Consider the following 23,837-nt stretch of genomic DNA (forward strand, 5'->3'; position numbering starts at 1 on the left):
ACGGTGCTGCTCGCCACCCTATCGGGTACGCCGACGTCCCGACCCGGGCCGCGGGGGTGCGACCATGGAGGGGTGAGCAGCAGCCCGCAGACCGGCCCAGGTGGCCCCGCGCCCGGTGCCGCGCCGGACCGGAGGCGCCAGCGGCTGGCGTCCTACACCGTGCGCAACATGGTCTACTCCACGCTGATCGTACTCGCGCTGGTGCTCGTGTGGTGGTCGCTCACCTACAACCCGACCGAGCCGCAGCCGCGGCAGGTGGAGGTCGCGGCCACGGCGTCGTATGCCGCGGAGCAGGCCGACTGGCCGGTGTGGGTCCCGGACCCCGGGGAGGCGTGGACGCCGACCGTGGTGTGGTTCGAGCCGGTCGCGGACGTGCCGACATGGCACATCTCCTACGTGACCCCGCAGGGTGAGTACCTCGCCATCCACCAGGCGTCCGGGACCACCGCGCAGTGGCGTGCCGAGGTGCTCGCCGGTGCGGCGCAGGTCGGTGAGGCCGACCTGCTGGGCCCGACCGGGGAGCGGCGGTGGCAGACCTGGGAGGCGGAGTCCGGCAACGCGCAGCGCGCCTGGCTGCTGGGACCCGAGGCCGCTGGCGGTGCGACGGTCGCCGTGCACGGCACGGCGGGCGAGGACGAGGCGAGCGCCCTGCTGGCCTCGGTCGACCCCCGGGAGTAGTCGCTCCCGCCTAGGCGTCGGGGGCGTCGTCGCCCTCGCCGTCGCCTTCGCTGTCGTCGGGTCCGTCGTCGTCGGTCTCGCCCCCCGTGGTGTCGGACCGCTCAGCGCTCCTGCCCTGCCCCGTGGCGCGGTCCAGGGTGTCCTGGGCGGCGTCGAGCTTGGTCTGGCAGTGGGCCGCGAGCTGCTCGCCCCGCTCCCACAGCAGCATCGCCTCCTCCAGCGGCACCTGGCCGGACTCGATCCGCGCGACCAGGGCGACCAGCTCGTCCCGCGCCTGCTCGTAGGTGAGGTCGGCGACGGGGGTGTCCGGCTCAGGCTCGGAGGGCGTCTGGCTCATCGGGCCAGCGTAACGGCCGGTAGCGAGGCGCCGATGCGGAGCGCGACGGACGCGTCGGGGGTACGGTGCGGAGATCGACGATCTATCGACAGGAGTGGGCGATGAGCGATCAGCCGCAGCAGTTCGGTGGGAAGAGCGGGGAGTACGTCGACCGGGCGCGCGACGCCGCGGGGGACTATGCGCAGGACAACCCCGACAAGGCGCGCAGCATGATCGACAAGGTCGAGGACCTCATCGACGACAAGACCGGCGGGCGGTATGCCGATGCCGTCGACCGGGGCGGCGACTGGGTCGAGAAGCAGCTCGGCCTGCCGACCGAGGAGGAGTCGCAGCCCACCACGCCGGGTGAGCCCGCGCCCGGGGAGCCGGCCCCGCAGACCCCGACCGAGCCGACACCGCAGACCCCGGCCGAGCCGGCGCCTGCCGAACCCACGCCGGCGGAGCCGCTGCCGGCGGAACCCGCTCCGTCCGAGCCGGCGCCCGCCGAGCCCGCTCCGTCCGAGCCGGCACCGTCCCCGCCCGGGCCGGCCGAGCCGTCCCCGCCCGAGCCGACCACCCCCGAGGGCGGGTTCCGGCCCTACGAGCCCTCCGACGACCCCGCACGCGAGGGCTGAGCCCCACTCGCCCCGAGCCCGGCGCCCGACGCGTTCTAGCCCGCTACCGGGCGGACGGCGAAGTCACCCCGGGCCACGGTGACCCGCAGCAGCTCGTCCGCGTCCACCTCCTCGCGGTCGCGGACGATGCTGCCATCGGCGTGCCGGACGACGGCATACCCCCGCTCCAAGGTGTGCTGCGGCGAGACCGCGCGCAGGTGCCGCGCGAGCTGGTCGCTGCGGTCGCGCTCCCGGTCCACCTGCCCGGAGAGCAGGCCGCGTCCCCGGCGGTGCAGATCGACGACCTCCCGTCGGTGCTGCGCGACGATCGCCGCCCGGTCCGCCATCACGGGGCGCGCCATGAGCTCGAGCAGGCGCTCGCGCTCGCGTGCCACCCGGGACGTCAGCGCCCGCCGGGACCGCGCGCGCACGGTGCCGAGCCCGCGCAGCTCGTCGGTGACGTCCGGCACGACCGCGGCCGCGGCGTGGGTCGGTGTCGACGCCCGGAGGTCGGCGACGAAGTCGATGAGCGGGCTGTCGCTCTCATGACCGATCGCCGACACCACCGGGGTCCGCGCGGCGGACACGGCGCGGACGAGGGTCTCGTTGGAGAACGGCAGCAGGTCCTCGAAGGAGCCGCCCCCGCGGGCGATGACGATGACCTCCACCTCGGCCGCGTCGTCCAGCTCGCGCAGGGCGTCGGCGACGGCGGTGACCGTCTCCGTGCCCTGGACCGGCACCTGACGCACCTCCACCACGGCCGCCGGCCACCGCCTCGAGACGCCGGCGAGGACGTCACGCTCGGCCGCGGTGGCACGACCGGTGATGAGTCCGATCCGCCGGGGGAGGAAGGGCAGCGGGCGCTTGCGCTGCGGGTCGAAGAGTCCTTCGCTGCGCAGCAGCTGCTTCAGGTGCTCCAGCCGTGCCAGCAGCTCGCCGACGCCGACGTGCCGCATCTGTCGGGCCTCCAGCTGGAGCGTGCCGCGCTTGGCCCAGAAGGTCGGCTTGGCGTGCACGACCACGCGGGCGCCCGGCTGGGGCTCGGCCGGCATCGCGTCCAGCGCGCCGGTGGGGATGGCCACCGACAGCGACATGTCGACGTCGGTGTCCCGCAGCGTCAGGAACGCGGTCGACATGCCGGGCCGGCGGTTGAGCTGGACGATCTGGCCCTCGACCCACAGCGGCGACATCTTGTCGACGTAGTCGCTGATCTTCATGGACAGGGTGCGCACCGGCCAGGGGGAGGCGGCGGTCGTCTCCCGGGCGGTGGGGGGCAGGGACTGCGGCGGCACGTGGCCCAGGGTATGCCGCCCCCGGGGCGCGGCGAGGCAGACTCACGGCATGGAGACGAGCGGCTCGACGCCGAGGCCCGCGCTGGTGCTGCTGCACGGCACCCGGATGAGCGCCGCGCAGTGGGAGCCCTACCGTGCCCTGCTGCCGGGGATCGACCTGGTCACCGTGGACCTGCCCGGCCACGGCCGGCGGGTGGGTGAGGAGTTCACCCGGGAGGCTGCGCTGGCCACGATCGACGAGGCCGTCGGGCGGGCCGGCGCCAGACCGGTGCTGGCCGGGCACAGCCTCGGCGGGTATCTGGCGACGGTGTGGGCCAGCGAGCACCCCGGGGCCGTGCGTGCCCTGGTGCTCCTCGGCGCCACGGCCGACCCTCGCGGACCGCTCACGGGGGTCTACCGCGGCTTCGCGCGCGCACTGCCCCTGGTGGGGGAGGAGCGCGTGGCGCGAGGGGCGAACGCCCTGATGCGCAGGTTGGGCGCGCGGGGCGAGCACGCCGACGCGCTGCCGGACGGTCGCGCCTACGCGGCGCTCCCCGCGGCGTGGGAGCTGGTGATGTCGGAGGTGCGGCCGGACCTGCTGGGCGCGGTGGGGTGTCCGGTGACGCTCGTGAACGGTCAGTTCGACCAGATGCGGGTCCACGTGCGGCGGTTCGCCGCGGCCGCCGGCGACGTGCGGATCGTCACCATCCCCCGCGCCTCCCACCTCATGCCCGCCACGCATCCGGAGCAGGTCGCCGACGTGCTGCGGTCGGCGGTGCACCGGGCGCGCTGAGGGGTGTGCGGTGCGCCGCCGCGCGGCCGGAGGCTCCCCGGTGCGCCCGGGAACCTCTCAGCCGCAGCACCTAAACTGGGGGGCGTGACTTCCGCGACACCCTCGACCCGACCGAGCGATGCGATGGCCGTGCCGACGGCCGACGCGTCCGACCGGCGAGTCCTGCTCGCCGCACCCCGTGGCTACTGCGCCGGCGTGGACCGCGCCGTGGTGACGGTGGAGAAGGCCCTGGAGCTCTACGGTCCGCCCATCTACGTCCGCAAGGAGATCGTGCACAACAAGCACGTGGTGCGCACCCTGGAGAAGCGGGGGGCGATCTTCGTCGAGGAGACCGACGAGGTGCCCGAGGGGGCACGCGTCATCTTCTCGGCGCACGGGGTGAGCCCGACCGTCCACGCCGAGGCGCGCCAGCTCTCGCTGCAGACCATCGACGCCACCTGCCCGTTGGTCACCAAGGTGCACCGCGAGGCGGTCCGGTTCGCCGACCAGGACTTCGACATCCTCCTCGTCGGGCACGAAGGGCACGAGGAGGTCGAGGGCACCGCGGGGGAGGCTCCGGACCACATCACCCTGGTGGAGAGCCCGGACGACGTGGAGCACGTCGAGGTGCGGGACCCGGAGAAGGTCGTCTGGCTCTCGCAGACCACGCTGAGCGTGGACGAGACCATGGAGACCGTGCGCCGGCTGCGGGAGAAGTTCCCGCTGCTGCAGGACCCGCCGAGCGACGACATCTGCTACGCCACCCAGAACCGTCAGGTGGCGGTGAAGCAGATGGCCTCCGACTGCGACCTGATGATCGTGGTCGGCTCGCAGAACTCCTCGAACTCCAAGCGGCTGGTCGAGGTGGCGTTGGAGTACGGCTCGCGCGACGGGCACCTGGTCGACTACGCCGACGAGATCGACGAGTCCTGGCTGGACGGCGTGTCCACCGTCGGCGTCACCAGCGGGGCGAGCGTGCCCGAGGTGCTGGTGCGGGACGTGCTCGACTGGCTCGCCGAGCGTGGCTACGAGGACGTGCAGGCGGTCACCGCGGCCGAGGAGTCGCTGCTCTTCGCGCTGCCGACCGAGATCCGTCGCGACCTGAAGGCCGCCGGCCAGGACGTGAAGAAGGTCCAGCACGACCCCAGCTCGATCCCGAGCGGCCGAGGGAGCTCCCTGCGCTGACCGCGGTCAGCCGACCTCCCTCTCCGGCCGACCCTGCGGCCGTGCCGCCGGCGCAGGGTCCGCGTCATCGGCGTCGTCGCGACCCGGTGTGCCCTCGCTGAGCTCGGCGGCGAGCCAGTCCTCCCCGACCGGTCGGGGCGCGACGGCCAGCGTCGGCAGCGGCTCCGGCGCCTCCTGCGCCAGGCCGAGCTCGGTCATCCGCCGTGAGGTGACCAGCACCCTCGACTCCAGCGTGCCGACCAGCTGGTTGTAGGTCTCGACCGACCGTCGCAGGGCCGAGCCCATGGCGCGCGTGTGCCGGCCGACGGTGCTCAGCCGGTGGTGCAGCTCCGTGCCCAGCTCGAGCACCTCCTGGGCGTTGCTCGCCAGGGTGTCCTGCTGCCAGGCCAGCGCCGTCGCCCGGAGCACCGCGAGCAGGGTGGCCGGGGACGCGAGCACCACCTTGCGCGCCTGGGCGTGGTCGTAGAGGTCGGGGGCGGCACGCAGGGCCGCGGCCAGCACGGCGTCGCTCGGGACGAAGCAGATCACCAGCTCGGGGGAGGTGGTGAAGGCCGTCCAGTACTCCTTCCCCGCCAGGGCCTCCACGTGGCCACGCAGGGCGGCCGCGTGGTCGCGGAGCAGCGCGTCCACCTCGTCTCCCGGACGGCCTGGCGCCTGGGCGCGCAGGAAGGCCGTCAGAGGGGCCTTGCTGTCGATGACCAGCACCTTGTCGCCCGGCAGGCGAACGACGGCGTCCGGGCGCACGCGGGCGTCGTGCCGGCTGATCGCGCTCACCTGCTCGTCGAAGTCGCACCGGGCGAGCATCCCGGCATGCTCCATCACCCGGCGCAGCTGCACCTCGCCCCAGGTCCCCCGGGTGCCCGAGGCGCTCAGCGCCCCGGAGAGGGCCGCCGTCTGCTCCTGCAGCGCGCGGGTCTGCGCGGCCACCTGGTCCAGGTGCTCGCCGACCTGGCCGAAGTGCTCGACCCGGTCCCGCTCCAGGGTGCGGACCTGGCGCTCCACCCGCTCCAGCGCGGAGCGCAGCGGCGCCAGCTCGGCGGCGGTCCGTCCATCCGCCTCGATGCTGTCCTGGGCGTCGTCCAGCAGCAGCTGCAGCTCTGCGGCGCGGGACCGCTCGCGGTCGCGGTCCGCCCGCGCGAGGGTGACCTCGGTCTCGGCGCGGGCCAGCCGCGCGGACATGCCGGACCGGCCCACCAGCCAGCCCAGGGCCAGGCCGAGCAGCAGGGCCAGCGCGAGGGGAAGGAGGAGTGCCGGTGCGGTGGTGCTCATGCCACGACCGTGGCAGGAGGCACCGACATACCCCCGTGCCGGGCCGCGCGGTGGTCACGATCCGATCACGGCGGTGCCCCGGCGTTGACACGCGCGGACGCCTCCCGTACCTTCCAACACGAAACATGAATCACCTTTCATGTTTGGCTCACGAAGGAGTGTCCCGGTGACCGCACGCGCTACCCGCCTGTTCGTCCTCATGTCCGCCACCGCCGCGCTCGCGGTGGCCGGCTGCGCCCCGTCGACCACGGACGGGGGTGACGCGGAGTCCGACGGGTCTACCGGCGCGGCCGAGGGCGGCGGCACCGCGCGGGTCGGCATCATCTACTCCGAGACCGGGGCGCTGGCCGCCTACGGCGAGCAGTACCGCCAGGGCCTGGAGGCCGGGCTCGACTACGCGACGGACGGCACCGGCGAGGTCGACGGCACCGCCATCGAGCTGGAGTTCCGCGACGACGCGGGCAACCCCGACACCGCCGTCGCCGCGGCCCGCGACCTCATCGGGCAGGACTACCAGATCCTCGGCGGCACCGTGGTCTCCGGCATCGCCACGGCGATGGCGGAGCAGGCCGCGCAGAACGAGGTCCTCTACATCTCCGGGCCGGCGGCCACCGACGCGATCACCGGCGTCAACGAGTTCACCTTCCGCTCCGGCCGGCAGACCTACCAGGACGTCGCCACCGCCGGCGCGATGCTCGACGACAGCTCCGGCAAGGTCGTCGTCCTGGCCCAGGACACCGCCTTCGGCCAGGGCAACCTGGCCGCGGTCGAGGCCGTCCTGGGTGCCGAGGGCGCGGAGGTCGCCAGCGTGCTCGTGCCGGAGGACGCCACCGAGTTCACCGGCTTCGCCCGCCAGGTGGTGGACGAGCAGCCCGACCTCATCTTCGTCGCCTGGGCGGGAGCCACCGCGGGCAACATGTGGACCTCCCTGAGCCAGCAGGACGTCTTCGACGCGGCACCGGTCGTCACCGGGCTGGCCGACTCGGCGACCTTCGCCGCCTACGGCGCGGCCGGCGAGCAGATCTCCTTCCTGTCGCACTACTTCCCGGGTGCCACGGACAACGAGGTGAACCAGGCGCTCGTCGACTCGGTCACCGAGGCCGGCGGGACCCCGGACCTGTTCACGGTCGACGGCTTCGTCGCCGGGCAGATGATCGCCCAGGCGGTCGCCGAGGGCGGGGACGACGTCGACGCCATGATCGAGGCGCTGGAGGGCTGGGAGTTCGAGGGCCCGAAGGGCACGACGACGATCCGCGAGGGCGACCACGCGCTGGTCCAGGACATGTTCACCGCCCAGCTCGTGCAGGACGGTGACGCGTGGGTGCCGGAGGTAATCGACACCGTGCCGGCCGACGAGGTGGCTCCGCCGGAGACCGCGGCCGAGTGACCGGGCGCTCACGCCCGGGCGTGGATGCCGACGCGGGGCCGGTCGGCGCCGCCCCGGCCCTGGAGGTCCGGGAGCTGTCGCTGCGCATCGGTGGCGCGCAGATCCTGGAGGACATCAGCTTCACCGTGCCGACGGGTGAGATCGTCGGCGTCATCGGACCGAACGGTGCCGGCAAGACCACGCTGTTCAACCTGGTCTCCGGGGTGCACCAGCCGACGACCGGCCAGGTCCTCCTCGGCGGCAGGGACCTCACCCGGGCGAGCATCACGGCACGCGCCGTCGCAGGGCTCGGCCGCACCTTCCAGACCTCCTCGCTCTTCCCGGGACTCACGGTGCACGAGAACGCCAGGCTGGCCGCCCAGGTGCGGGCGGGCCGGGCGATCTCGCTGTTCACCTTCCCCCGCCGGGGCGACGCCGCCTCGCGCCGGGCGACCGAGCTGCTGGAGGAGGTCGGCCTGGGCCACCGCGCCGACCACCGTGCCGGGGACCTGCCGCACGGCGACAAGCGCAAGCTGGAGATCGCCATGCTGCTGGCCACCGACCCGCAGGTCGTGCTGCTGGACGAGCCGATGGCCGGTGTCGCCTCCGGTGACGTCCCCGGACTCACCGAGGTGATCCGTGGGCTGCACCGCGACCACGGGTGCACCGTGCTCATGGTCGAGCACCACATGGAGGTGCTGCTGGGTCTGGTCGAGCGGGTGGCGGTGCTCCACTTCGGCCACCTGCTGGCGATGGACACGCCGGAGGCGGTCATGGCCGACCCCACGGTGCAGAGCGCCTACCTGGGGGAGTCGGTATGACGAGCACCCAGCCGCGCGGCGACGTCGCCGTCGACGGCGCACCGGCGGGCGACCCCGTCCTGCGGGTGCGTGGCCTCTCGGCGCACGTGGCCGGCCAGCAGGTCGTCGAGCACGTCGACCTCGACGTCGCCCCCGTGGGGGTGACGGCGCTGCTCGGTCGCAACGGCGTCGGCAAGACCTCCACGATCAAGGCGGTCCTCGGTCTGATCGGTCGCTCCGGCACGGTCGAGCTGGACGGTGCCGACCTGGTCCACCTGCCGACGCACCAGATCGTGCAGCGCGGCGTGGGCTACGTGCCCGAGGACCGCGAGGTCTTCTCCGGCCTCACCGTCACCGACAACCTCCGCCTGGCGGAGCGCCGGGGGAGCCGGCACCGCTACGACCTGGTCTACGACCTCTTCCCCGAGCTCCAGGAGCGAGGGGCGCAGGCGGCCGGCACCCTGTCCGGCGGCCAGCAGCAGATGGTCTCCCTGGCCCGCGCCCTGCTCAACGACAACCAGGTGCTGCTCGTCGACGAGCCGACCAAGGGCCTGGCGCCACGTCTGGTGCAGGAGGTGAGCCGGGTGCTGGCCCGGGCGGCGCAGGTCGCCCCGATCCTGCTCGTCGAGCAGAACCTGCAGGTGGTGCGCGATCTGGCCCAGCACGCCGTCGTCCTCACCGACGGGCGCAGCGTCCACCACGGGCCGGCCGCCGACTTCCTGGCCGACGACGCCCTGACCCAGCGCCTCCTGGGCGTGCACGCCGAGGGCGGCGGCGAGCCCACCGACGGCGGGTCCGGGCATACCGGGGAGGAGCGCGCATGAGCACCGTCGTCCTGCTGCTGTTCACCGGCGTCGGGCTGGGCGCGATCTACTTCCTCGTGGCCTCCGGCCTGTCCCTGATCTACGGCCTGATGCACGTCCTCAACTTCGCGCACGGCGTCTTCCTGTCGCTGGGGGCCTTCCTCGGCTTCGAGGTGGCCTCCCGGCTGGGGGCGAGCACGTGGACCGGCTTCGCGGCCTCGCTGCTCGTCGGGGCACTGGCCGGGGCGGTCTTCGCCGCGCTGACCGAGCGGGTGCTGGTGCAGCGCCTCTACGAACGGCACATCGAGCAGGTGCTCGTCACGGTCGGGCTGGGACTCGGGGCGGTCGCCCTCTTCGACGGGATCTGGGGGACCGACCCGCGGTTCATCTCCGGGCCTGCCTGGATGAGCCGGACCACGCACATCCTCGGCGCCAACGTGCCGAACGACCGGTTCGTGGCGATCCTCGTCGCCACCCTGGTGCTGGTCGGGATGGTCCTCTTCCTGCAGCGGACCCGCTACGGCATGATCATCCGGGCCGGCGTCGAGAACCGGGCGATGGTCACCGCGCTCGGCATCGACGTCCGCACCGCCTTCACCCTGGTCTTCACCATCGGCGGCATCGCCGCCGGCCTCGGCGGCGTCCTGGCCAGCCACTACTTCGGCTACGTCTCACCCCTGCTGGGTCAGACCCTGCTCATCTTCGCCTTCATCGTCACGGTGATCGGCGGTCTGGGCTCGCTGACCGGCGCGGCCGTCGCGTCGTTGCTGGTGGCGCTGCTCCAGCAGTTCGCCAACTACTACCTGTGGGGCACCGGCGACCTCGCCGTCGTCGTGCTGCTCGCCGTGGTGCTGCTGACCAGGCCGTCCGGACTGATGGGGAGGCGCGCATGAGCACCTCGACCGACGCGTCGGCCGGCCGCCGCGCCTGGGTCGGGCGGCTGCTCCCCCTGGGACTGGTCGTGCTGCTGGCCTGCCTGCCGCTGCTCGACCTGAACCTCCCGGGCGTGCTGCCGGGTCCGACCTACACCCCCGGAACCCTGCACCTGCTCGCCCTGGCGATGGTGATGGCGGCGCTGGCGCTGTCCTACCACCTGCTGCTCGGGGTCGCCGGTCTGCTCTCCTTCGGGCACGCGCTCTACTTCGGCTTCGGCGCCTACCTGCTCGGCATCGTCATGACCGAGCTCGAGCTGGCCCTGGTCCCCTCGGTGGTCGTGGTGCTGCTGGCCGGGGCGGTGTTCTCCACGCTGCTCGGAGCGATCAGCCTGCGGGTCACCGGCATCCCGTTCGCCATGGTGACGCTCGCCTTCGCCCAGGCGGGGTCGGTCCTCGTCCGTCGCGACCCGGGCCGGGTCACCGGCGGCGAGGAGGGTATGCGGTTGCCCACCGAGCACGTGCCGGACGCCCTGGTCGGGGTCGCCGACACCCGCAACCTCTACTGGCTCGCCCTGGCCGCCCTGGTGCTCGCCTTCGGTCTCACCACGTGGGTGCAGCGCAGCCGTGCCGGGCACGTCGCCGAGGCGGTGCGGGAGAACGAGCTGCGGGTCCGGGTGCTGGGCATGCGACCCTTCCTCGTCAAGCTCGCCATCTTCGTCGCCGCGTCCGTCATCGCGATCGGGATGGGCATGGTCCACCTCCTCCTGAACTCGGGTGCCGTGCCGCACATCGTCAGCGCCGAGTTCACCATCTCGCTGCTGCTCATGGTGGTCATCGGCGGGGTCGGGTCGCGGTGGGGCGCGGTCGGCGGGGCCGTGCTCTACGTGCTGCTGAACCAGCGGCTCACCGTCCTCGCCCAGGCGGAGTGGGTGCATGACCTCCCGGCGGTCCTGCGCATCCCGCTCTCGGAGCCGATGTTCATCCTCGGCACGCTGTTCGTCCTCGTCGTCATGTTCCTCCCCGGCGGCCTGGCCGGCACCGTCACCCGGCTGCGCGGGCGGCGCCGGAGCGGTGGCGGCCCCGAGGAGGGGGCTGCGAGGCTGGAGGAGATGGACGACGACGAGCAGGACCAGACGGTGGGGGCGGCCCGCCCATGATCTCCACGCATCCGGGCCCTGACGGGCTGCACACGCTGGGCCGCTGGCCCACCGCCCGGGCACGCATGGCTCCGGGCCACCCCGCCGTCGTCGACCGCGGGGTGACGGTGAGCTACGGGGAGCTGGAGTCCCGGGTCGAGTCCCTGGCCGGCGCCCTGCTCGGCGCCGGTGTCGGACGGGGTATGCGCGTGGCCACCCTGGTCGGCAACAGCGCCGAGCACGTGGTGCTCTTCTTCGCCTGCGCCCGGGTCGGGGCCGCGCTGGCCCCGCTGTCCTGGCGGCTGACGCCGCCGGAGCTGGTGCGTCAGGTGCAGCTGCTCGACCCGGTCCTGCTCGTGACCGAGGAGGAGACCGGCTCCCTGGCCCGCGAGGTCGGTGCGCGGCTCACCCGCCCCGTGCCGACGGCATACCTCACCGAGCTGGAGCGCAGCGGCGTGCTGCGCGACCTGACCCGGCGGCCGCCCGCCGAGCCGGAGCCGGTCGCCGACGAGGACCCGCTGCTCATCGTCTTCACCTCGGGCAGCGTCAGCGCCCCCAAGGCCGCCGTGCTGTCGCACCGCACCTGCTGGTGGACCAACCTGTCCCTGTCTCGGACCCTGGAGCTGACCGAGCGGGACGTGGTGCTCGCGGTGCTGCCGCAGTTCCATGCGGGCGGGTGGAACATCCAGCCGCTGCTCGCCTGGTGGACGGGGGCCACGGTGGTGCTGGAGCGGACCTTCGACCCCGGTCGGGTGCTCCGGCTGATCGCCGAGCAGCGGGTCAGCACCGTGATGGGGGTGCCGACGCAGTACCTCATGCTGGCCGAGCACCCCGCCTTCCCCGACGCCGACCTGTCCAGCCTGCGCAGCGCGGTGGTCGGTGGTGCCCCGATGCCGCCGCCGCTGCTGCGCACCTTCCACGCGCGCGGCGTCGCGCTGACCCAGGGCTACGGGCTCACCGAGGCCGGCCCCAACGTGCTGTGCCTGCCCCCGCACGAGGCCACCGAGCGCGCCGGCTGGGCCGGGGTGCCCTACCCGCACGTCGAGGTCGCGCTGGCCGACCCCGCCACGGGGGAGCGGGTGGAGGGTGCGGGCACGGGGGAGCTGCTGGTGCGGGGCCCGGGTCTGTTCACCGGCTACCTGCACGACGACGAGGCCACCGCCCAGGTGCTGCGCGACGGCTGGCTGTGGACCGGTGACGTCGCCCTCCGGGACGCGGACGGCTACCTGCGGATCGTCGACCGGCTCCGCAACATCTACATCAGCGGCGGGGAGAACGTCGCCCCGGCCGAGGTGGAGGCGGCGCTGCGACGTCACCCCGCCGTCGCCCGGGCGGCCGTGGTGGGGCGGCCCGACGAGCGCTGGGGCGAGGTCGGTGTCGCGGTGGTGGTGCTCCGGTCCGGGGTGGCGACGGACGAGCACGACCTGCTCGAGCACTGCCGCGGGCTGCTGGCGTCGTTCAAGGTGCCGACGCGCGTCCTGGCGGTGCCCGAGCTGCCCGAGGTCGGGATCGGCAAGACCGACCAGTCCGCGGTGCGCGCCCTCGTCGAGGAGATCCTGGAGCGGACGGGGGAGCGGCGGTGAGCGTCGAGGAGTCCACCAGCCGGCCCGCGCCGCGCACGGCCCGGGGCGCGCGCACCCGGGCACGGCTGCTGCAGGCCGCCGAGGACGTCTTCGCCACGGTCGGCTATCCCGAGGCGTCGATCGTCCGGATCACCGAGCTCGCCGGGGTGGCGCTGGGCACCTTCTACGTGCACTTCACCGGCAAGAAGGAGATCTTCGACGAGGTGGTGCTCGACCTCTCGCGCCGGGTCCGGCAGGCGATGAGCGAGGCCTCCTCGGCCGCCCCCGACCGGCTGCAGGCCGAGCGCGACGGCTTCCGGGCCTTCTTCGCGTTCACCGCGGAGCACCCTGCCCTCTACCGGATCATCCGGCAGGCCGAGTTCGTCTCGCCCGAGGTGATGCGGACCCACTACGACGACATCTGCTCGGGGTATGCCTCGGGCCTGGACCGCGCGATGGGTGCCGGTGAGATCCGGCAGCTGGACCCGATGGTGGCGGCCTGGGCGCTGATGGGTGCCGGCGAGCTGATCGGGATGCGGTGGGTGCTGTGGGAAGAGGGCGGGCAGATCCCGGACCCGGTCTTCGAGCAGCTGATGCGGTTGATCGAGGGCGCGCTGGCGCCCACCCCGACGGACGGAGAGAGCAGATGACACGCAGGGCGATCGTCACCGGAGGGGCCAGCGGCATCGGCGCGGCCGTGGCGCGGAGGCTGGCGGCCGACGGGTTGCGCGTGGTCGTCGCCGACCGGGACGCCGACGCGGCCTCTCGGGTGGCCGCGGACATCGGGGGTGAGGTGTGGGCGGTCGACCTGTCGGACACGGGCGCGCTGCAGCAGGCGTCGGTGGAGTGCGACGTGCTGGTCAACAACGCCGGGGTGCAGCGGGTGGCCCCGGTCCACGAGTTCGACCCCGAGGACTTCCGGCTGATCCAGCGGCTGATGCTGGAGGCCCCCTTCCTGCTGGCCCGGGCTGCCCTGCCGCACATGTATGCCCGGGGCTGGGGCCGGATCGTCAACGTCTCCTCCGCGCACGGGCTGCGGGCCTCGGCCTTCAAGTCGGCCTACGTCTCCGCCAAGCACGGGCTGGAGGGGTTGTCCAAGGTCATTGCGCTGGAAGGGGCCGAGCACGGGGTGACGAGCAACTGCGTCAACCCGGGCTACGTGCGCACACCGTTGGTGGAGGCGCAGATCGCCGACCAGGCGAGGACCCACGGGATCGGGGAGAACGAGGTGGTGGAGAAGATCATGCTGACCCGGTCCGCGGTGAAGCGGCTGGTCGAGCCGGAGGAGGTGGCGGCCCTGGTGTCCTTCCTGGCCTCGGACGACGCCGGGATGGTGACCGGCACGGCATACACGATGGACGGGGGGTGGACCGCCCAGTGAGCACCCTGACCCTGCCCGAGTCGGTCCGGTCCGTCGTCGGGCCCCGATACCGCAGCGAGCGGGTGCCGGTCGAGGGCGGCGACCTGCACGTGGGGGTGTGGGAGCCCGAGGACACGGCGGGTGCCGACGTGCCGACCGCCGTCCTGATCCACGGGATCACCGCCTCGCACGTCTCCTGGGCCGCCCTCGCCCAGGCGCTGCCCGGGGTGCGGCTGGTCGCGCCGGACCTGCGTGGCCGGGGTCGCTCCCGGGACCTCCCCGCGCCCTACGGCATGCCGCGGCACGCCGACGACGTCGCGGCCGCGCTGGAGCACCTGGGCGTGCGCCGCACGGTGGTGGTCGGCCACTCGATGGGCGCCTTCGTCGCCCTCGTGCTGGCGGACCGGCACCCCGACCTGGTGCGGTCGCTCCTCCTCGTCGACGGGGGTATGCCGCTGCTCCCGCCGCCCGGCGTCGCGCCGGAGGACATGGCGGCGGCGGTGCTCGGCCCGGCGGCCGACCGGCTGCGGATGACCTTCCCCAGCCGGGAGGCATACCACGACTTCTGGCGCGAGCACCCGGCGCTGGGGCCGGGGTGGGACGCGTTCGTCGAGGCGTACGTCGACTACGACCTCGTGGGCGAGGCCCCGCGGCTGCAGCCGTCCACCCGTCCCGCGGCGCTCGCGGAGGACATCCGCGAGCTCGTCGACGGCGACTCGGTCGAGCAGGCGCTGGAGGGGCTGCACCACCCGGCGACCTGGTTCGTCGCGCCGCGCGGACTGCTGGACGAGGTGCCGCCGCTCTATCCCGACGGCGCCCGGGACCGGTGGACCGGGCGCCTGCCGGACCTGCGCATGGTGCCGGTCGAGGACGTCAACCACTACACCGTCGTGCTGGCCGAGCGCGGCGTGCGCCAGCTGCTGCCGCACCTGGAGGAGGGGCTCGCATGATCGGACTGATCGGGATCCTGCTGTCCCTGGCCCTGCTCATCGTCCTGGCCTACCGCGGCCTCAACGTCATCGTGCTGGCCCCGATCATGGCGAGCATCGCCGTGATCTTCGCCGGGGCGCCGATCCTGGCCACCTACACCCAGGTCTTCATGCCGGCGATGGGGAACTTCGTCGTCAGCTTCTTCCCGCTCTTCCTGCTCGGTGCGCTGTTCGGCAAGGTCATGTCCGACTCGGGCGCGGCACTGCGGATCGCCGAGTGGGTGGTGCGCCGGGTGGGCGGCGGCAAGGCCATCCTCTCCGTGGTGCTGGCCTGCGCGATCCTCACCTACGGCGGCGTCTCGCTCTTCGTGGTGGCCTTTGCGATGTTCCCCATCGCGGCGGCGCTCTTCCGTGAGGCCCAGGTGCCCAAACGGCTGATCCCCGGGGCGATCGCGCTCGGGGCCTTCACCTTCACCATGACCGCCCTGCCCGGCACCCCCGCGATCCAGAACGCCATCCCGAACCCCTACTTCGGCACCGACGGCTTCGCCGCGCCCGGCCTGGGCGCGATCGCGGGGCTCATCATGTTCGTCGGTGGGGTCAGCTGGTTGACGTGGCGCAGCAGGCGTGCCGCCGCGGCAGGGGAGGGGTATGACGACGGTCCGCTCATGACGACCGGCGCCGACTCCGCGGCGCTCACCATCGACCTCGGTGAGGACCAGGGACCGACGTCCCGCGGGGAGGAGGGCACCGGCACCCAGCCCGAGGCCGGCGGCACCCTCACTGCCGTCCGCGAGCGCGACCTCCCCCCGCTGTGGGTGGCCTTCCTGCCGGTCGTCGTCGTCATCGGGCTCAACCTGTTCCTGCTGCGGGTGGTCTTCCCCATGATGGACACCAGCTACCTCGCGCAGGAGGAGTACGGCGCGACGGACCTGTCCACGGTGCAGGGCAACTGGGGGCTCATCGTGGCGCTCGCCACCGCGGTGGTCCTCGCCTTCGTCCTCAACTGGCGGCGGCTGGCCAACCCGAAGAAGAGCTTCAACTCCGGCACCACCGCCTCCTTCCTGCCGATCATGAACACGGCGAGCGAGGTCGGCTACGGCGCCGTCATCGCCTCGCTCGCGGGCTTCGTGCTGGTCCGGGACGCGATCATGGGCTCCTCGGACAACCCGGTCGTCTCGACCGCGATCGCGGTCAGCGTGCTGGCCGGCATCACCGGCTCGGCCTCGGGCGGCATGGGGATCGCGCTGGAGGCGCTGGGTCAGGACTTCCAGTCGATGGCCGCCTCGGCCGGGATCGACATGGAACTCATGCACCGGGTGACCACGCTGGCCTCCGGCGGCATGGACGCGCTGCCGCACAACGGCGCCGTCATCACCCTGCTGGCGATCTGCGGCCTGACCCACAGGCAGTCCTACAAGGACGTCGGGATGGTGGCCGTGGTCATACCGGTCCTGGCGCTCGCGGTCGTCGTCGCGCTCGGCTCGGCCTTCGGCGCGTTCTAGAAGCAGGTCTGCCCGGTCAGCGCACCTGACGGGCGCTGAACTGCATACGCGGGTCCGCGAAGGTGTCCTGGGCCTGGACCAGCCGCAGCTCGCGCTCGCCGGAGTCGAGGGTGGCCTGGAGCAGGTCGAAGACGCTGGAGGCGGTCCGCTCCAGGGCGGTCGCGGCGGACCCCGTCTCGCGGTAGTGCGCGGTGAACAGCGCACTGGTGACGTCGCCGGAGCCGTTGGCCTTGATCGGCAGCCGCGGGGTCGCGACGATCCACGCGCCCTCGTCGTCCACGGCGAGCATCTCGATCGTCTCGCCGCCGTCCGGCTGGGCCTCCCGGTCCGGGCGCAGCACGCTGGTGACCAGGACCGTGCGCGGCCCGAGGTCGCGTGCCGTGTCCGCCGACGCGAGCGTCGACTCGAGGTCGTCCGGCTCGGTGTGCGTCATGTAGCCGAGCTCGAACTGGTTGGGCGTGATGATGTCGGCGTGCGGGATCACCCGCTCCCGGATGAGCGGCGGGATGGCGTCGGCCACGAAGCAGCCCGACGTGGCGTTGCCCATCACCGGGTCGCAGGTGTAGGTCGCCTCCGGGTTGGCTGCCTTGACCCGCGCGACCGCGTCCACCACGACGTCGACGATCTCCTCGCCGCCGAGGTAGCCGGACAGCACGCCGTCGACGGTGGGCAGCACACCGCGGTCCTCGATGCCGGTGACGACCGCCCGCACGTCGTCGGCGGGGATGAGCGGGCCGCCCCACTCGCCGTAGCCGGTGTGGTTGGAGAAGTTCACCGTCAGCACCGGCCAGACCTCGTGCCCGATGCGTTGCAGCGGGAAGACGGCGGCCGAGTTGCCGACGTGGCCGTAGGCGACGTGGCTCTGGATGGAGAGGAAGCGCATACCTCGATCTTCGCACTCCTCCCGGCGACTAGACTGCTGACCCCGTGGCACTCACCATCGGAATCGTCGGCCTGCCCAACGTGGGCAAGTCCACGCTCTTCAACGCGCTGACCAAGAACACCGTGCTCGCGGCGAACTACCCCTTCGCCACGATCGAGCCCAACATCGGCGTGGTGCCGCTCAAGGACGGCCGGCTGGACCGGCTCGCGCAGATCCACTCCAGCGCCAAGGTGCTCCCTGCCACGGTGAGCTTCGTCGACATCGCCGGCATCGTGCGCGGCGCGAGCGAGGGGGAGGGGCTGGGCAACAAGTTCCTCGCCAACATCCGCGAGGCGGACGCGATCTGCCAGGTGGTGCGCGCCTTCCGCGACGACGACGTGGTGCACGTGGACGGCAAGGTCAGCCCGCGCGACGACATCGAGACGATCAACACCGAGCTCATCCTCGCCGACCTGCAGACGCTGGAGAACGCCATCCCGCGGCTGGAGAAGGAGGTCAAGGGCAAGCGGACGGACAAGGCGGTCCTGGACACGGCGCTCGCGGCGCAGCAGGTGCTGGAGGCGGGGGACACGCTGTATGCCGGTGGCGCCGCGGCGGGTGTGGATGTCGCCGTCGCGCGGCAGCTCGGGCTGCTCACGACCAAGCCGTTCCTCTACGTCTTCAACCTGGACGAGGACGGGCTGACCGACGAGGCGCTGCACGCCGACCTCGCCGAGCTCGTCGCGCCGGCCGAGGCGATCTACCTGTCCGCCAAGCTCGAGGCGGACCTCGCCGAGCTCGAGGACGAGGAGGCCCGCGAGCTGCTGGAGTCGGTCGGGGTCACCGAGCCCGGCCTGGACCAGCTGGCCCGGGTCGGCTTCGACACCCTCGGGCTGCAGACCTACCTCACCGCCGGTCCGAAGGAGTCCCGCGCCTGGACGATCCGCAAGGGTTCGACCGCGCCCCAGGCGGCCGGCGTCATCCACACCGACTTCGAGCGCGGCTTCATCAAGGCCGAGATCGTCAGCTTCGACGCGCTCGACGAGCTGGGCTCGATGGTGAGGGCCAAGGAGGCCGGCAAGGTGCGCATGGAGGGCAAGGACTACGTCATGGCCGACGGGGACGTCGTGGAGTTCCGCCACGGGGGAACATCAGGGACGGGCAAGAAGTGATCTCCACCACCATGGCGGCGGAGAGCGTGCTCGCATGGCCCGAGTACGTCTCGCTTAGTGCCGGGGTGGTGTCGGTGGTGATCGCCGTGCTTGCCTGGCTTGCTGCGCGCAAGAGCACCAACATCGCAGAACGCGCGCAGACCTACGCAGAGGCCCAGCCCACAGAGGCCGCGTGGGACTCGCTGCTGGTTGCAGTCGCCGCTCTCCAAACCTTCGACCCGAACGGAAACGAGAGGGCGCGGCCCTTGCTGACGGAGCTACGCACTCGAGCAACACTCTTGATTGACCGTCTGCAATGGCCTGGCTTCGACCAGTGGATTGCGGCAGAATCCCAGCTTGGCGCAAGTCTGATGGGCGAGGCCTTGGAGCGCGGCGAGGCCCGGCGACGCGACAAGGGCGGGCTGAGCACAGAGGATCACGTAGAGTTGGGTAGCCAGGCCTGGGCGTGGGTGTCCGCCTTGTTCTCCAACCTCAGACTTCTACGCCGTGAGGGATTCCAGCCCGACAAGGTGGAACGACTGCGAGTGCTCGCCGTCGATACAGCGATGGCGGTCGCTGAGAGGAACGGCTGGGAGCCGCCTCCGGATAAGGTGCCAGGTGTCTCGGACCTAGACGATTAGCCCCACCCAACTACATAACCCCATCGATCGCGCCTGCCACCACGGCGGCGATGGCTCCCTCGGCGACGCGGCCGCGGCACCTGCGAGCGGAAGCCTGGCTACGGCTGGACGGGGCACATGCGGTCGCTGCGGCTTGCTTCGCAGTCCGTGTTGGAACACGCTCGGACAGCGATCCAGGTGACCGTGGGGCTGCCGAGCTTGCGGTTCTCCAGCCACTTGACGACGAACGTCTCGGAGGCACACAGGCGGCATGGGGGCGACTGATAGGTGTCGCGATTGGATACCTCGGTCACGAGAGCTCTCCTGCCAACTACAGCGGCGCGATGGCCGGTGTTCAGCCGGGGTAGGTGCCGACCAACTGGACGAGTAGGCGCATGTGGAAGCCGGCGTCGCGGTGGTTGACGCGCTCGACCGTGAGCTCGTGGTCGCCCGCCATGATGGGGTGGACATACTCGGTCAGCGGGCGCGGCACGTAACCGAGGCGGTGCCCGTCATCGGTGACCAGCACGGCGTGCTCGTCGGTCGGGGTGTCCGGTGCCGCCTGCAAGTGAAGTCGCTGACCCTCGGCGAGGGTGTCGATACGCGCTCGCTCCTGCTCGGTGAGGTGGCGGATGCCGTGCACGAGGAAGGGCAGCCTGACGGGGCCGGGCTCTGGCATGGGAGTGAGCTCCAGCATGTCCACGGCGGACCGGCCACCAGAGCGCGTCAGCACCTCGAACGGTGTAGCCGTCGGCGGGAGGTCGAGCCGGGCGAGGTAGTCGTCGTGGTCGGCGCGGCGCGGGGAGATAACGCGGTGGCTGAACAGCGGGAACAGCTCGGCGGAGCGGTGGGGCTCGCCAGGGGGCATGCCGGGCAGGGCTCGGGTGATGCCGTCGCGGTAGGTGAAGGTGTAGCCGTCCTCGTCGTGGATCAGCTCGCCGATGGCTTCATAGTGCCTGGTGTCCGGGTTGCGGCGGGTGACCAACAGGCGCCGTGTGCTCGTCCGAGTCATCATTGACATAGCGTGCTCACCCTCTCCTGATTCATCGTCAGTATGCCGTCCATGAAGGTACGCGCGACGTCTGACATACCGTCGATGTCTGCCAGTATGCCGCGCCAGTGCTCGGGGGGCACATCGGCCACGCGCTGGGGCCACCAATACGCGCCAGACCTCTCTACGGCTATCGCTGCGAGCTCGAGCAGCGTCCCGCCCTCGGTGAAGTAGCGCGTCCTGCCCGTTTCGCAGAAGGCCGCGAGGCTGCGGGAGAGGCGCCGCTCATCGGTGAGGCCGCTGCCCAGTGCTGACCCGTGGTCGTAGGCGGGCAGCAGGGTCGTGCGGCGCTGGTCGTCCTCGACCACCGCCCAATTGCCTCCGTGCCGGTCGGTATTGGCTATCCATGCGTCCAGGACGAGGTAGCCGGCGAACACCTGGCGAGCGCTCATCCCCTCGCACTGAGGGGGGACGCCGATATCGCTGGTGAGCATGAGGTCGATGGTTGCGAGGCTGTAGGGCAGGAAGGGTGCCAGATTGCCACCGTGGGTAAGGTCTGTGCCGTCCGGGGTGAGGTTGCGCGAGATGGCTCCCGGCTTGTTGCGGAAGGCGAGCTCGCACTCGGCCGCCGGTAGGCCGATCCGTTGCGCGAGCCGATAGGCCAGCACCTCTGCGACGTCGCTGTATCGAGGGTGTGCCTTCTCCTTCCCGGTGCCGAGCCGGGGCTTCCATAGCCACCAGTTGTCACGGTCGGCGCCGGGCGACTTGCTGAGCCATAGCTTGTTCTCGTCTTGGCCGTCCGGCTCATCCGTGATGACATACCAGCCGGTGACGTCGATGACCTCCACTGTCCTAGCCGAGCACGCCGTGCTGCCGAGGGCTCGGACGACGCGCCGACCACCTTGCCTCACTGCGCCGCCGAGCTGCCCTCTCAGTCGGTGGGCGGTGTGCAGACACCGTGACCGACCAGAGGCTTAGCGTCTACCGCTGGGCGACCTCCTGCTCGGCGAGGGCTGCCTCGCGCTGCTGGAGGGCCTGCCGCTCGCGCTCGCGGCGGGCCTTGACCTCTAGGCGCTGCTCGTCGTGCTCGGCCTGCCACTGTGCGGCCTCGGCGGCGAGCGCCGCGTGCCGGTCCTGCTGCCGCTGCTCGATGCCGGCGAAGTAGGCGTCGACCTCGGCGGCCCTCTGCTGGGCTGCAGCGTCGGCGTCGACCATGGTCTGCTCGGCGGCGGCTACCTCGGCCGCTGCGGCCTGCTGGGCGGCCTCCCAGCGGCTCGGACGGGGCGGGGCGTCTTCGTAGGCGGCAGCGTGCCTGCGCCTCCACAGGGCATCGCTGACGGGCCTGTCGCCCCTGCGGGCCGGACGACCCCGGTTCGCGTCTCGGCGTGCGCCGACCACCATCGAGGCCAACGTCTCCCCGCTGCCGTGACGATCGGCGAGGCCTTGTTCATAGTCGGCCCTCCAGGTGCGGGCGGCTCCGCGGCGCCGGGATTGGCGGTCGGTGGCGCGCTGGTCGGACTGTCCGCCCTGGCGCTCCTTCGCGCGGCGGATGCGCCGTAGCCTGCTCGGGATCACGACCACCTCATCGGCCGTCGGCCAGCCGATGAGCGCCGACGGTGGCGCCTCCGCGACATAGACGATGCCCTCGGGGCCGAGGCGGTCCGCATAGCGGCGGGCAGTCCAGTAGCTCTCGGTCCAGGACATGCGGCGCTGGTCGCCGGGGAGGCAGCCGCGGTAGAGGGGGATCGGCCCGTCGGGGCGGAGCTCGCGGGCTTCCTGGCGGCCTAGCGTGCGCCAGAGCCGGACCCGGGAGCGCCGGTCCAGGCGGTCGCGGCGCACGGTCCAGGCCACCTTCAGCTCCTCCAGCGTCGTCGGGTTGACAGCACTGTCGTCGGTGCTGCCCTGCTGCTGCTCGTCCGTGCTCATCGGATCGCCTTCCTGCGTCGGGATCGTGGTCGTGGCTTGCGTGGCTGGGTGCGCTGCCCTCGGTGCCGACCAGCGGGCCGGCGTGGGATGAGCAGGGCTTCGGATGCGGTGCGCGCGGCCGGGTCGATCGGCAGCGGGCCGGGCTGGGCGTTGCAGTCGCACGACGTGAGCCAGCACGACGGGCACGGCCTCTCCTCCCGCTGCGGCCGACCAGCGGGGGGCGGTTGCTCCTGCTCCTGCTGCTCTGTGCCTTCGGGCAGTCGCCACGGGATGCCGGACCCTCGTCGGGCTCCGAGCTGGTCGGCTACACGTCCAAGCTGCTTGGCGAAGATGCCTGCGTCGCGGGCAGCGCTGCGCAACTCCGCGGCCGTGCCCTCCTCCTTGCGCAGAGCCTTGCGTAGCCACTCGATGGCCTCGTCATCGGTGACCTTCGGCCTCGTCGCCTTCGGTCGGCCGGCCGGGAGGTGCTGCGTCGGGGCGGGCTTGCCGAACTCCAGCCCGACACCTGCCCACAAGCCGTGGGCGGGGTGCTGTCGGGCCTCGGTCGCGCACTCGGCCAGGACAGGGCACCGGGCGCACAACGCGAGCGCGTGCGGCCGTGCATCGGTCTGCGTGGCGAGGTCGACGAGGTCGACGTCGCTGCCCTGGCACTGCGCCTGCTCGTGCCAGCGGGCGCCGCGGTGGGGAAGGTCGCCGGAGGTGAGGGCCTCCCAACGTCGCTTCGGCGGCGTCCGCTCGAGCCACGCGGCCCGCTCCTCGTCGGTGAGCGCAGCGACCTCGGTGACATCCCGCGGCTGCGGGACCGGCTCCTGCTCGTCGCGGGGCGGTGCGACGGCCTCCAGCTCGGCCGTGAGTCGGTCGCTGCTGTCCTGCTGCTCGACCTGCTGGGCACTCATCGGACTGCCTCCGTCCAGCCGAGCAGCTCCGAGGCGTGACCGGCCAGCGTGGCTCTGACGGCACCGATGAGCTGGTCGGCCTCGTCCTGTGGCTGACCGACGATCCAGCCCTGCCACGCGGGTATGCCGCGTTCGCTGGCAGCAACCTCGACCACGGCCATCTGTGCCGGCTCGGCGAGCTCATCCCACAACGGGCGCGATGGAGGCCGACCAGCACCCTCGGCGTCCTGCAGGTGCATATCGACGATGCGGCGGAACTGCTCGGCCTGGGGGACCGTGGTCTGCGGCCTGGGTCTGCGTGGCATCACTGCGGTCCCTTCTCGCGCGCCCACCGGGCATTCGCTGCCCTGCGTGCGCGTTCGCTCGTTGCTGCGGGGATGGCGGGCTCGGCGCCCTGCTCGTCGGCGTCGTCGGCTGGTAGACCGAGAGCCTTCGTGAGTTGCGCCACCTGTCCACGCTGCGCCCGCATCTCCGCGAGTGCCCAGTGCCCCACGGGCTGGCCCATGCTCCCGGCCATCTGGAGAGAGGGGGCCTTGCGCAGCTCGTCGGCCAGGACGTCGATCACTCCGAGCACCCGGCAAAGCTCGTGCAGCAAGGTCACCTCGTGCGGGATCGCGAGCTCGAACCTGCTCGTGACGTCGCGCCAGTAGCGGCGGCCTCGGTCGCTGAGGCCGTCCGGTGGGTCCGGCGGCTCTGTCGTGCTGGTGAAGGTCGTCATCTGCTCCGCTCCTTCTGAGGGAGTTGGGTGGATGTGCAGTGCGTAGATAGTTAGCGTGGTGCTAAGTAGTCCACGATGTGGAAATACGGGTGTGAGGGCTGCGTACGGAACGCTGGGCGGTATGGGACCCGGTGGAAGAGGAGCGAGGGCCTCTGGGGGAATCCCCCCACCCCCGGCCAGGCGGTGCAATGGAGACATTCATCGCCCGGCCGGGGAGGTGGGGGCTGCTCAT

Annotated in this window: 26 protein-coding genes; 16 read left to right on the forward strand and 10 right to left on the reverse strand. The window is 72.3% G+C overall.

The window, feature by feature from the left end:
- Window positions 1-72: 72 nt before the first annotated feature.
- Window positions 73-678 carry a DUF4245 domain-containing protein gene (locus FXF60_RS11190; RefSeq protein ID WP_192796708.1) on the forward strand — a complete coding sequence of 202 codons (606 nt, stop codon included), beginning with the start codon at window positions 73-75 and terminating at the stop codon, window positions 676-678.
- 10 nt (window positions 679-688) lie between these two features.
- Here the strand turns inward: FXF60_RS11190 and FXF60_RS11195 are convergent, their stop codons facing one another.
- Window positions 689-1,015 (reverse strand): exodeoxyribonuclease VII small subunit, encoded by a 327-nt coding sequence (locus FXF60_RS11195; RefSeq protein ID WP_151526055.1) that lies wholly within the window; start codon window positions 1,013-1,015, stop codon window positions 689-691.
- Window positions 1,016-1,116: 101 nt separating this feature from the next.
- Here FXF60_RS11195 and FXF60_RS11200 point away from each other — a divergent pair, with 101 nt between their 5' ends.
- The gene (locus FXF60_RS11200; RefSeq protein ID WP_151526056.1) at window positions 1,117-1,629 is read left to right on the forward strand and encodes an antitoxin; all 513 of its coding nucleotides are present in this window, start codon (window positions 1,117-1,119) and stop codon (window positions 1,627-1,629) included.
- Between the two features lie 35 nt (window positions 1,630-1,664).
- On the opposite strand, the gene xseA is transcribed toward FXF60_RS11200, so the two are convergent.
- Window positions 1,665-2,900, reverse strand: coding sequence for an exodeoxyribonuclease VII large subunit (gene xseA, locus FXF60_RS11205; protein ID WP_151526057.1), 1,236 nt, complete (start codon window positions 2,898-2,900; stop codon window positions 1,665-1,667).
- 49 nt (window positions 2,901-2,949) lie between these two features.
- On the opposite strand from xseA, the gene FXF60_RS11210 reads away from it, so the two are divergent.
- Window positions 2,950-3,672, forward strand: coding sequence for an alpha/beta fold hydrolase (locus FXF60_RS11210; RefSeq protein WP_151526058.1), 723 nt, complete (start codon window positions 2,950-2,952; stop codon window positions 3,670-3,672).
- Window positions 3,673-3,795: 123 nt separating this feature from the next.
- The gene (locus FXF60_RS11215; RefSeq protein WP_151526148.1) at window positions 3,796-4,836 is read left to right on the forward strand and encodes a 4-hydroxy-3-methylbut-2-enyl diphosphate reductase; all 1,041 of its coding nucleotides are present in this window, start codon (window positions 3,796-3,798) and stop codon (window positions 4,834-4,836) included.
- Between the two features lie 6 nt (window positions 4,837-4,842).
- Here the strand turns inward: FXF60_RS11215 and FXF60_RS11220 are convergent, their stop codons facing one another.
- Window positions 4,843-6,105, reverse strand: a complete 1,263-nt coding sequence (locus FXF60_RS11220; protein WP_151526059.1) for a DNA recombination protein RmuC — start codon at window positions 6,103-6,105, stop codon at window positions 4,843-4,845.
- A 199-nt stretch (window positions 6,106-6,304) separates the two neighbouring features.
- On the opposite strand from FXF60_RS11220, the gene FXF60_RS11225 reads away from it, so the two are divergent.
- From FXF60_RS11225 to FXF60_RS11270, 10 genes are read left to right on the forward strand one after another with little or no spacing between them, the layout of a single operon-like run.
- The gene (locus tag FXF60_RS11225; RefSeq protein WP_151526149.1) at window positions 6,305-7,492 is read left to right on the forward strand and encodes a substrate-binding domain-containing protein; all 1,188 of its coding nucleotides are present in this window, start codon (window positions 6,305-6,307) and stop codon (window positions 7,490-7,492) included.
- Entirely contained in the window at window positions 7,489-8,292 is an 804-nt protein-coding gene (locus FXF60_RS11230) for an ABC transporter ATP-binding protein (RefSeq protein ID WP_437440860.1), read from the forward strand. Before FXF60_RS11225 ends, FXF60_RS11230 begins: the two co-directional genes overlap by 4 nt.
- Window positions 8,289-9,095, forward strand: coding sequence for an ABC transporter ATP-binding protein (locus tag FXF60_RS11235; protein WP_151526060.1), 807 nt, complete (start codon window positions 8,289-8,291; stop codon window positions 9,093-9,095). The genes FXF60_RS11230 and FXF60_RS11235 overlap by 4 nt, the downstream gene beginning before the upstream one ends.
- Window positions 9,092-9,967, forward strand: a complete 876-nt coding sequence (locus FXF60_RS11240) for a branched-chain amino acid ABC transporter permease (RefSeq protein WP_151526061.1) — start codon at window positions 9,092-9,094, stop codon at window positions 9,965-9,967. Before FXF60_RS11235 ends, FXF60_RS11240 begins: the two co-directional genes overlap by 4 nt.
- The gene (locus FXF60_RS11245; RefSeq protein WP_151526062.1) at window positions 9,964-11,106 is read left to right on the forward strand and encodes a branched-chain amino acid ABC transporter permease; all 1,143 of its coding nucleotides are present in this window, start codon (window positions 9,964-9,966) and stop codon (window positions 11,104-11,106) included. Before FXF60_RS11240 ends, FXF60_RS11245 begins: the two co-directional genes overlap by 4 nt.
- Window positions 11,103-12,668, forward strand: coding sequence for a class I adenylate-forming enzyme family protein (locus tag FXF60_RS11250; protein WP_151526063.1), 1,566 nt, complete (start codon window positions 11,103-11,105; stop codon window positions 12,666-12,668). Before FXF60_RS11245 ends, FXF60_RS11250 begins: the two co-directional genes overlap by 4 nt.
- The gene (locus FXF60_RS11255) at window positions 12,665-13,297 is read left to right on the forward strand and encodes a TetR/AcrR family transcriptional regulator (protein ID WP_151526064.1); all 633 of its coding nucleotides are present in this window, start codon (window positions 12,665-12,667) and stop codon (window positions 13,295-13,297) included. Before FXF60_RS11250 ends, FXF60_RS11255 begins: the two co-directional genes overlap by 4 nt.
- On the forward strand, window positions 13,294-14,028 hold the full coding sequence (locus tag FXF60_RS11260) for a 3-hydroxybutyrate dehydrogenase (protein WP_151526065.1): 735 nt from the start codon (window positions 13,294-13,296) through the stop codon (window positions 14,026-14,028). The genes FXF60_RS11255 and FXF60_RS11260 overlap by 4 nt, the downstream gene beginning before the upstream one ends.
- Complete coding sequence (locus FXF60_RS11265) at window positions 14,025-14,957, forward strand: alpha/beta fold hydrolase (protein WP_238335823.1); 933 nt, start codon at window positions 14,025-14,027, stop codon at window positions 14,955-14,957. Before FXF60_RS11260 ends, FXF60_RS11265 begins: the two co-directional genes overlap by 4 nt.
- Window positions 14,954-16,441 (forward strand): GntP family permease, encoded by a 1,488-nt coding sequence (locus FXF60_RS11270; protein ID WP_151526066.1) that lies wholly within the window; start codon window positions 14,954-14,956, stop codon window positions 16,439-16,441. The genes FXF60_RS11265 and FXF60_RS11270 overlap by 4 nt, the downstream gene beginning before the upstream one ends.
- A gap of 16 nt (window positions 16,442-16,457) precedes the next feature.
- Here the strand turns inward: FXF60_RS11270 and pdxY are convergent, their stop codons facing one another.
- A complete protein-coding gene (pdxY, locus tag FXF60_RS11275; protein ID WP_151526067.1) occupies window positions 16,458-17,324 on the reverse strand; it encodes a pyridoxal kinase PdxY in 867 nt (288 codons plus the stop codon).
- Window positions 17,325-17,368: 44 nt separating this feature from the next.
- Here pdxY and ychF point away from each other — a divergent pair, with 44 nt between their 5' ends.
- Together ychF and FXF60_RS11285 are read left to right on the forward strand one after the other, a co-directional pair.
- Window positions 17,369-18,475, forward strand: coding sequence for a redox-regulated ATPase YchF (gene ychF / locus FXF60_RS11280; RefSeq protein ID WP_151526068.1), 1,107 nt, complete (start codon window positions 17,369-17,371; stop codon window positions 18,473-18,475).
- On the forward strand, window positions 18,472-19,095 hold the full coding sequence (locus tag FXF60_RS11285; protein ID WP_151526069.1) for a hypothetical protein: 624 nt from the start codon (window positions 18,472-18,474) through the stop codon (window positions 19,093-19,095). The genes ychF and FXF60_RS11285 overlap by 4 nt, the downstream gene beginning before the upstream one ends.
- A 334-nt stretch (window positions 19,096-19,429) precedes the next feature.
- Here the strand turns inward: FXF60_RS11285 and FXF60_RS11290 are convergent, their stop codons facing one another.
- The 6 genes from FXF60_RS11290 to FXF60_RS11315 all read right to left on the reverse strand — a co-directional run bounded on the left by FXF60_RS11290 (window position 19,430) and on the right by FXF60_RS11315 (window position 23,605).
- A complete protein-coding gene (locus FXF60_RS11290) occupies window positions 19,430-20,089 on the reverse strand; it encodes an HIRAN domain-containing protein (RefSeq protein WP_151526070.1) in 660 nt (219 codons plus the stop codon).
- The gene (locus FXF60_RS11295; protein WP_151526071.1) at window positions 20,086-20,913 is read right to left on the reverse strand and encodes a HipA domain-containing protein; all 828 of its coding nucleotides are present in this window, start codon (window positions 20,911-20,913) and stop codon (window positions 20,086-20,088) included. Before FXF60_RS11295 ends, FXF60_RS11290 begins: the two co-directional genes overlap by 4 nt.
- Before the next feature lie 133 nt (window positions 20,914-21,046).
- Window positions 21,047-21,991, reverse strand: coding sequence for a hypothetical protein (locus FXF60_RS11300; protein ID WP_151526072.1), 945 nt, complete (start codon window positions 21,989-21,991; stop codon window positions 21,047-21,049).
- Window positions 21,988-22,887: a WhiB family transcriptional regulator gene (locus FXF60_RS11305; RefSeq protein ID WP_151526073.1), complete on the reverse strand. Its 900-nt coding sequence runs from the start codon at window positions 22,885-22,887 to the stop codon at window positions 21,988-21,990. The genes FXF60_RS11300 and FXF60_RS11305 overlap by 4 nt, the downstream gene beginning before the upstream one ends.
- Window positions 22,884-23,192 (reverse strand): hypothetical protein, encoded by a 309-nt coding sequence (locus FXF60_RS11310; protein ID WP_151526074.1) that lies wholly within the window; start codon window positions 23,190-23,192, stop codon window positions 22,884-22,886. Before FXF60_RS11310 ends, FXF60_RS11305 begins: the two co-directional genes overlap by 4 nt.
- A complete protein-coding gene (locus tag FXF60_RS11315) occupies window positions 23,192-23,605 on the reverse strand; it encodes a hypothetical protein (RefSeq protein ID WP_151526075.1) in 414 nt (137 codons plus the stop codon). Before FXF60_RS11315 ends, FXF60_RS11310 begins: the two co-directional genes overlap by 1 nt.
- Window positions 23,606-23,837: the final 232 nt, after the last annotated feature.

Origin of the sequence: Serinicoccus kebangsaanensis (genome assembly GCF_008919445.1) — a bacterium.
GTDB lineage: Bacteria > Actinomycetota > Actinomycetes > Actinomycetales > Dermatophilaceae > Ornithinicoccus > Ornithinicoccus kebangsaanensis.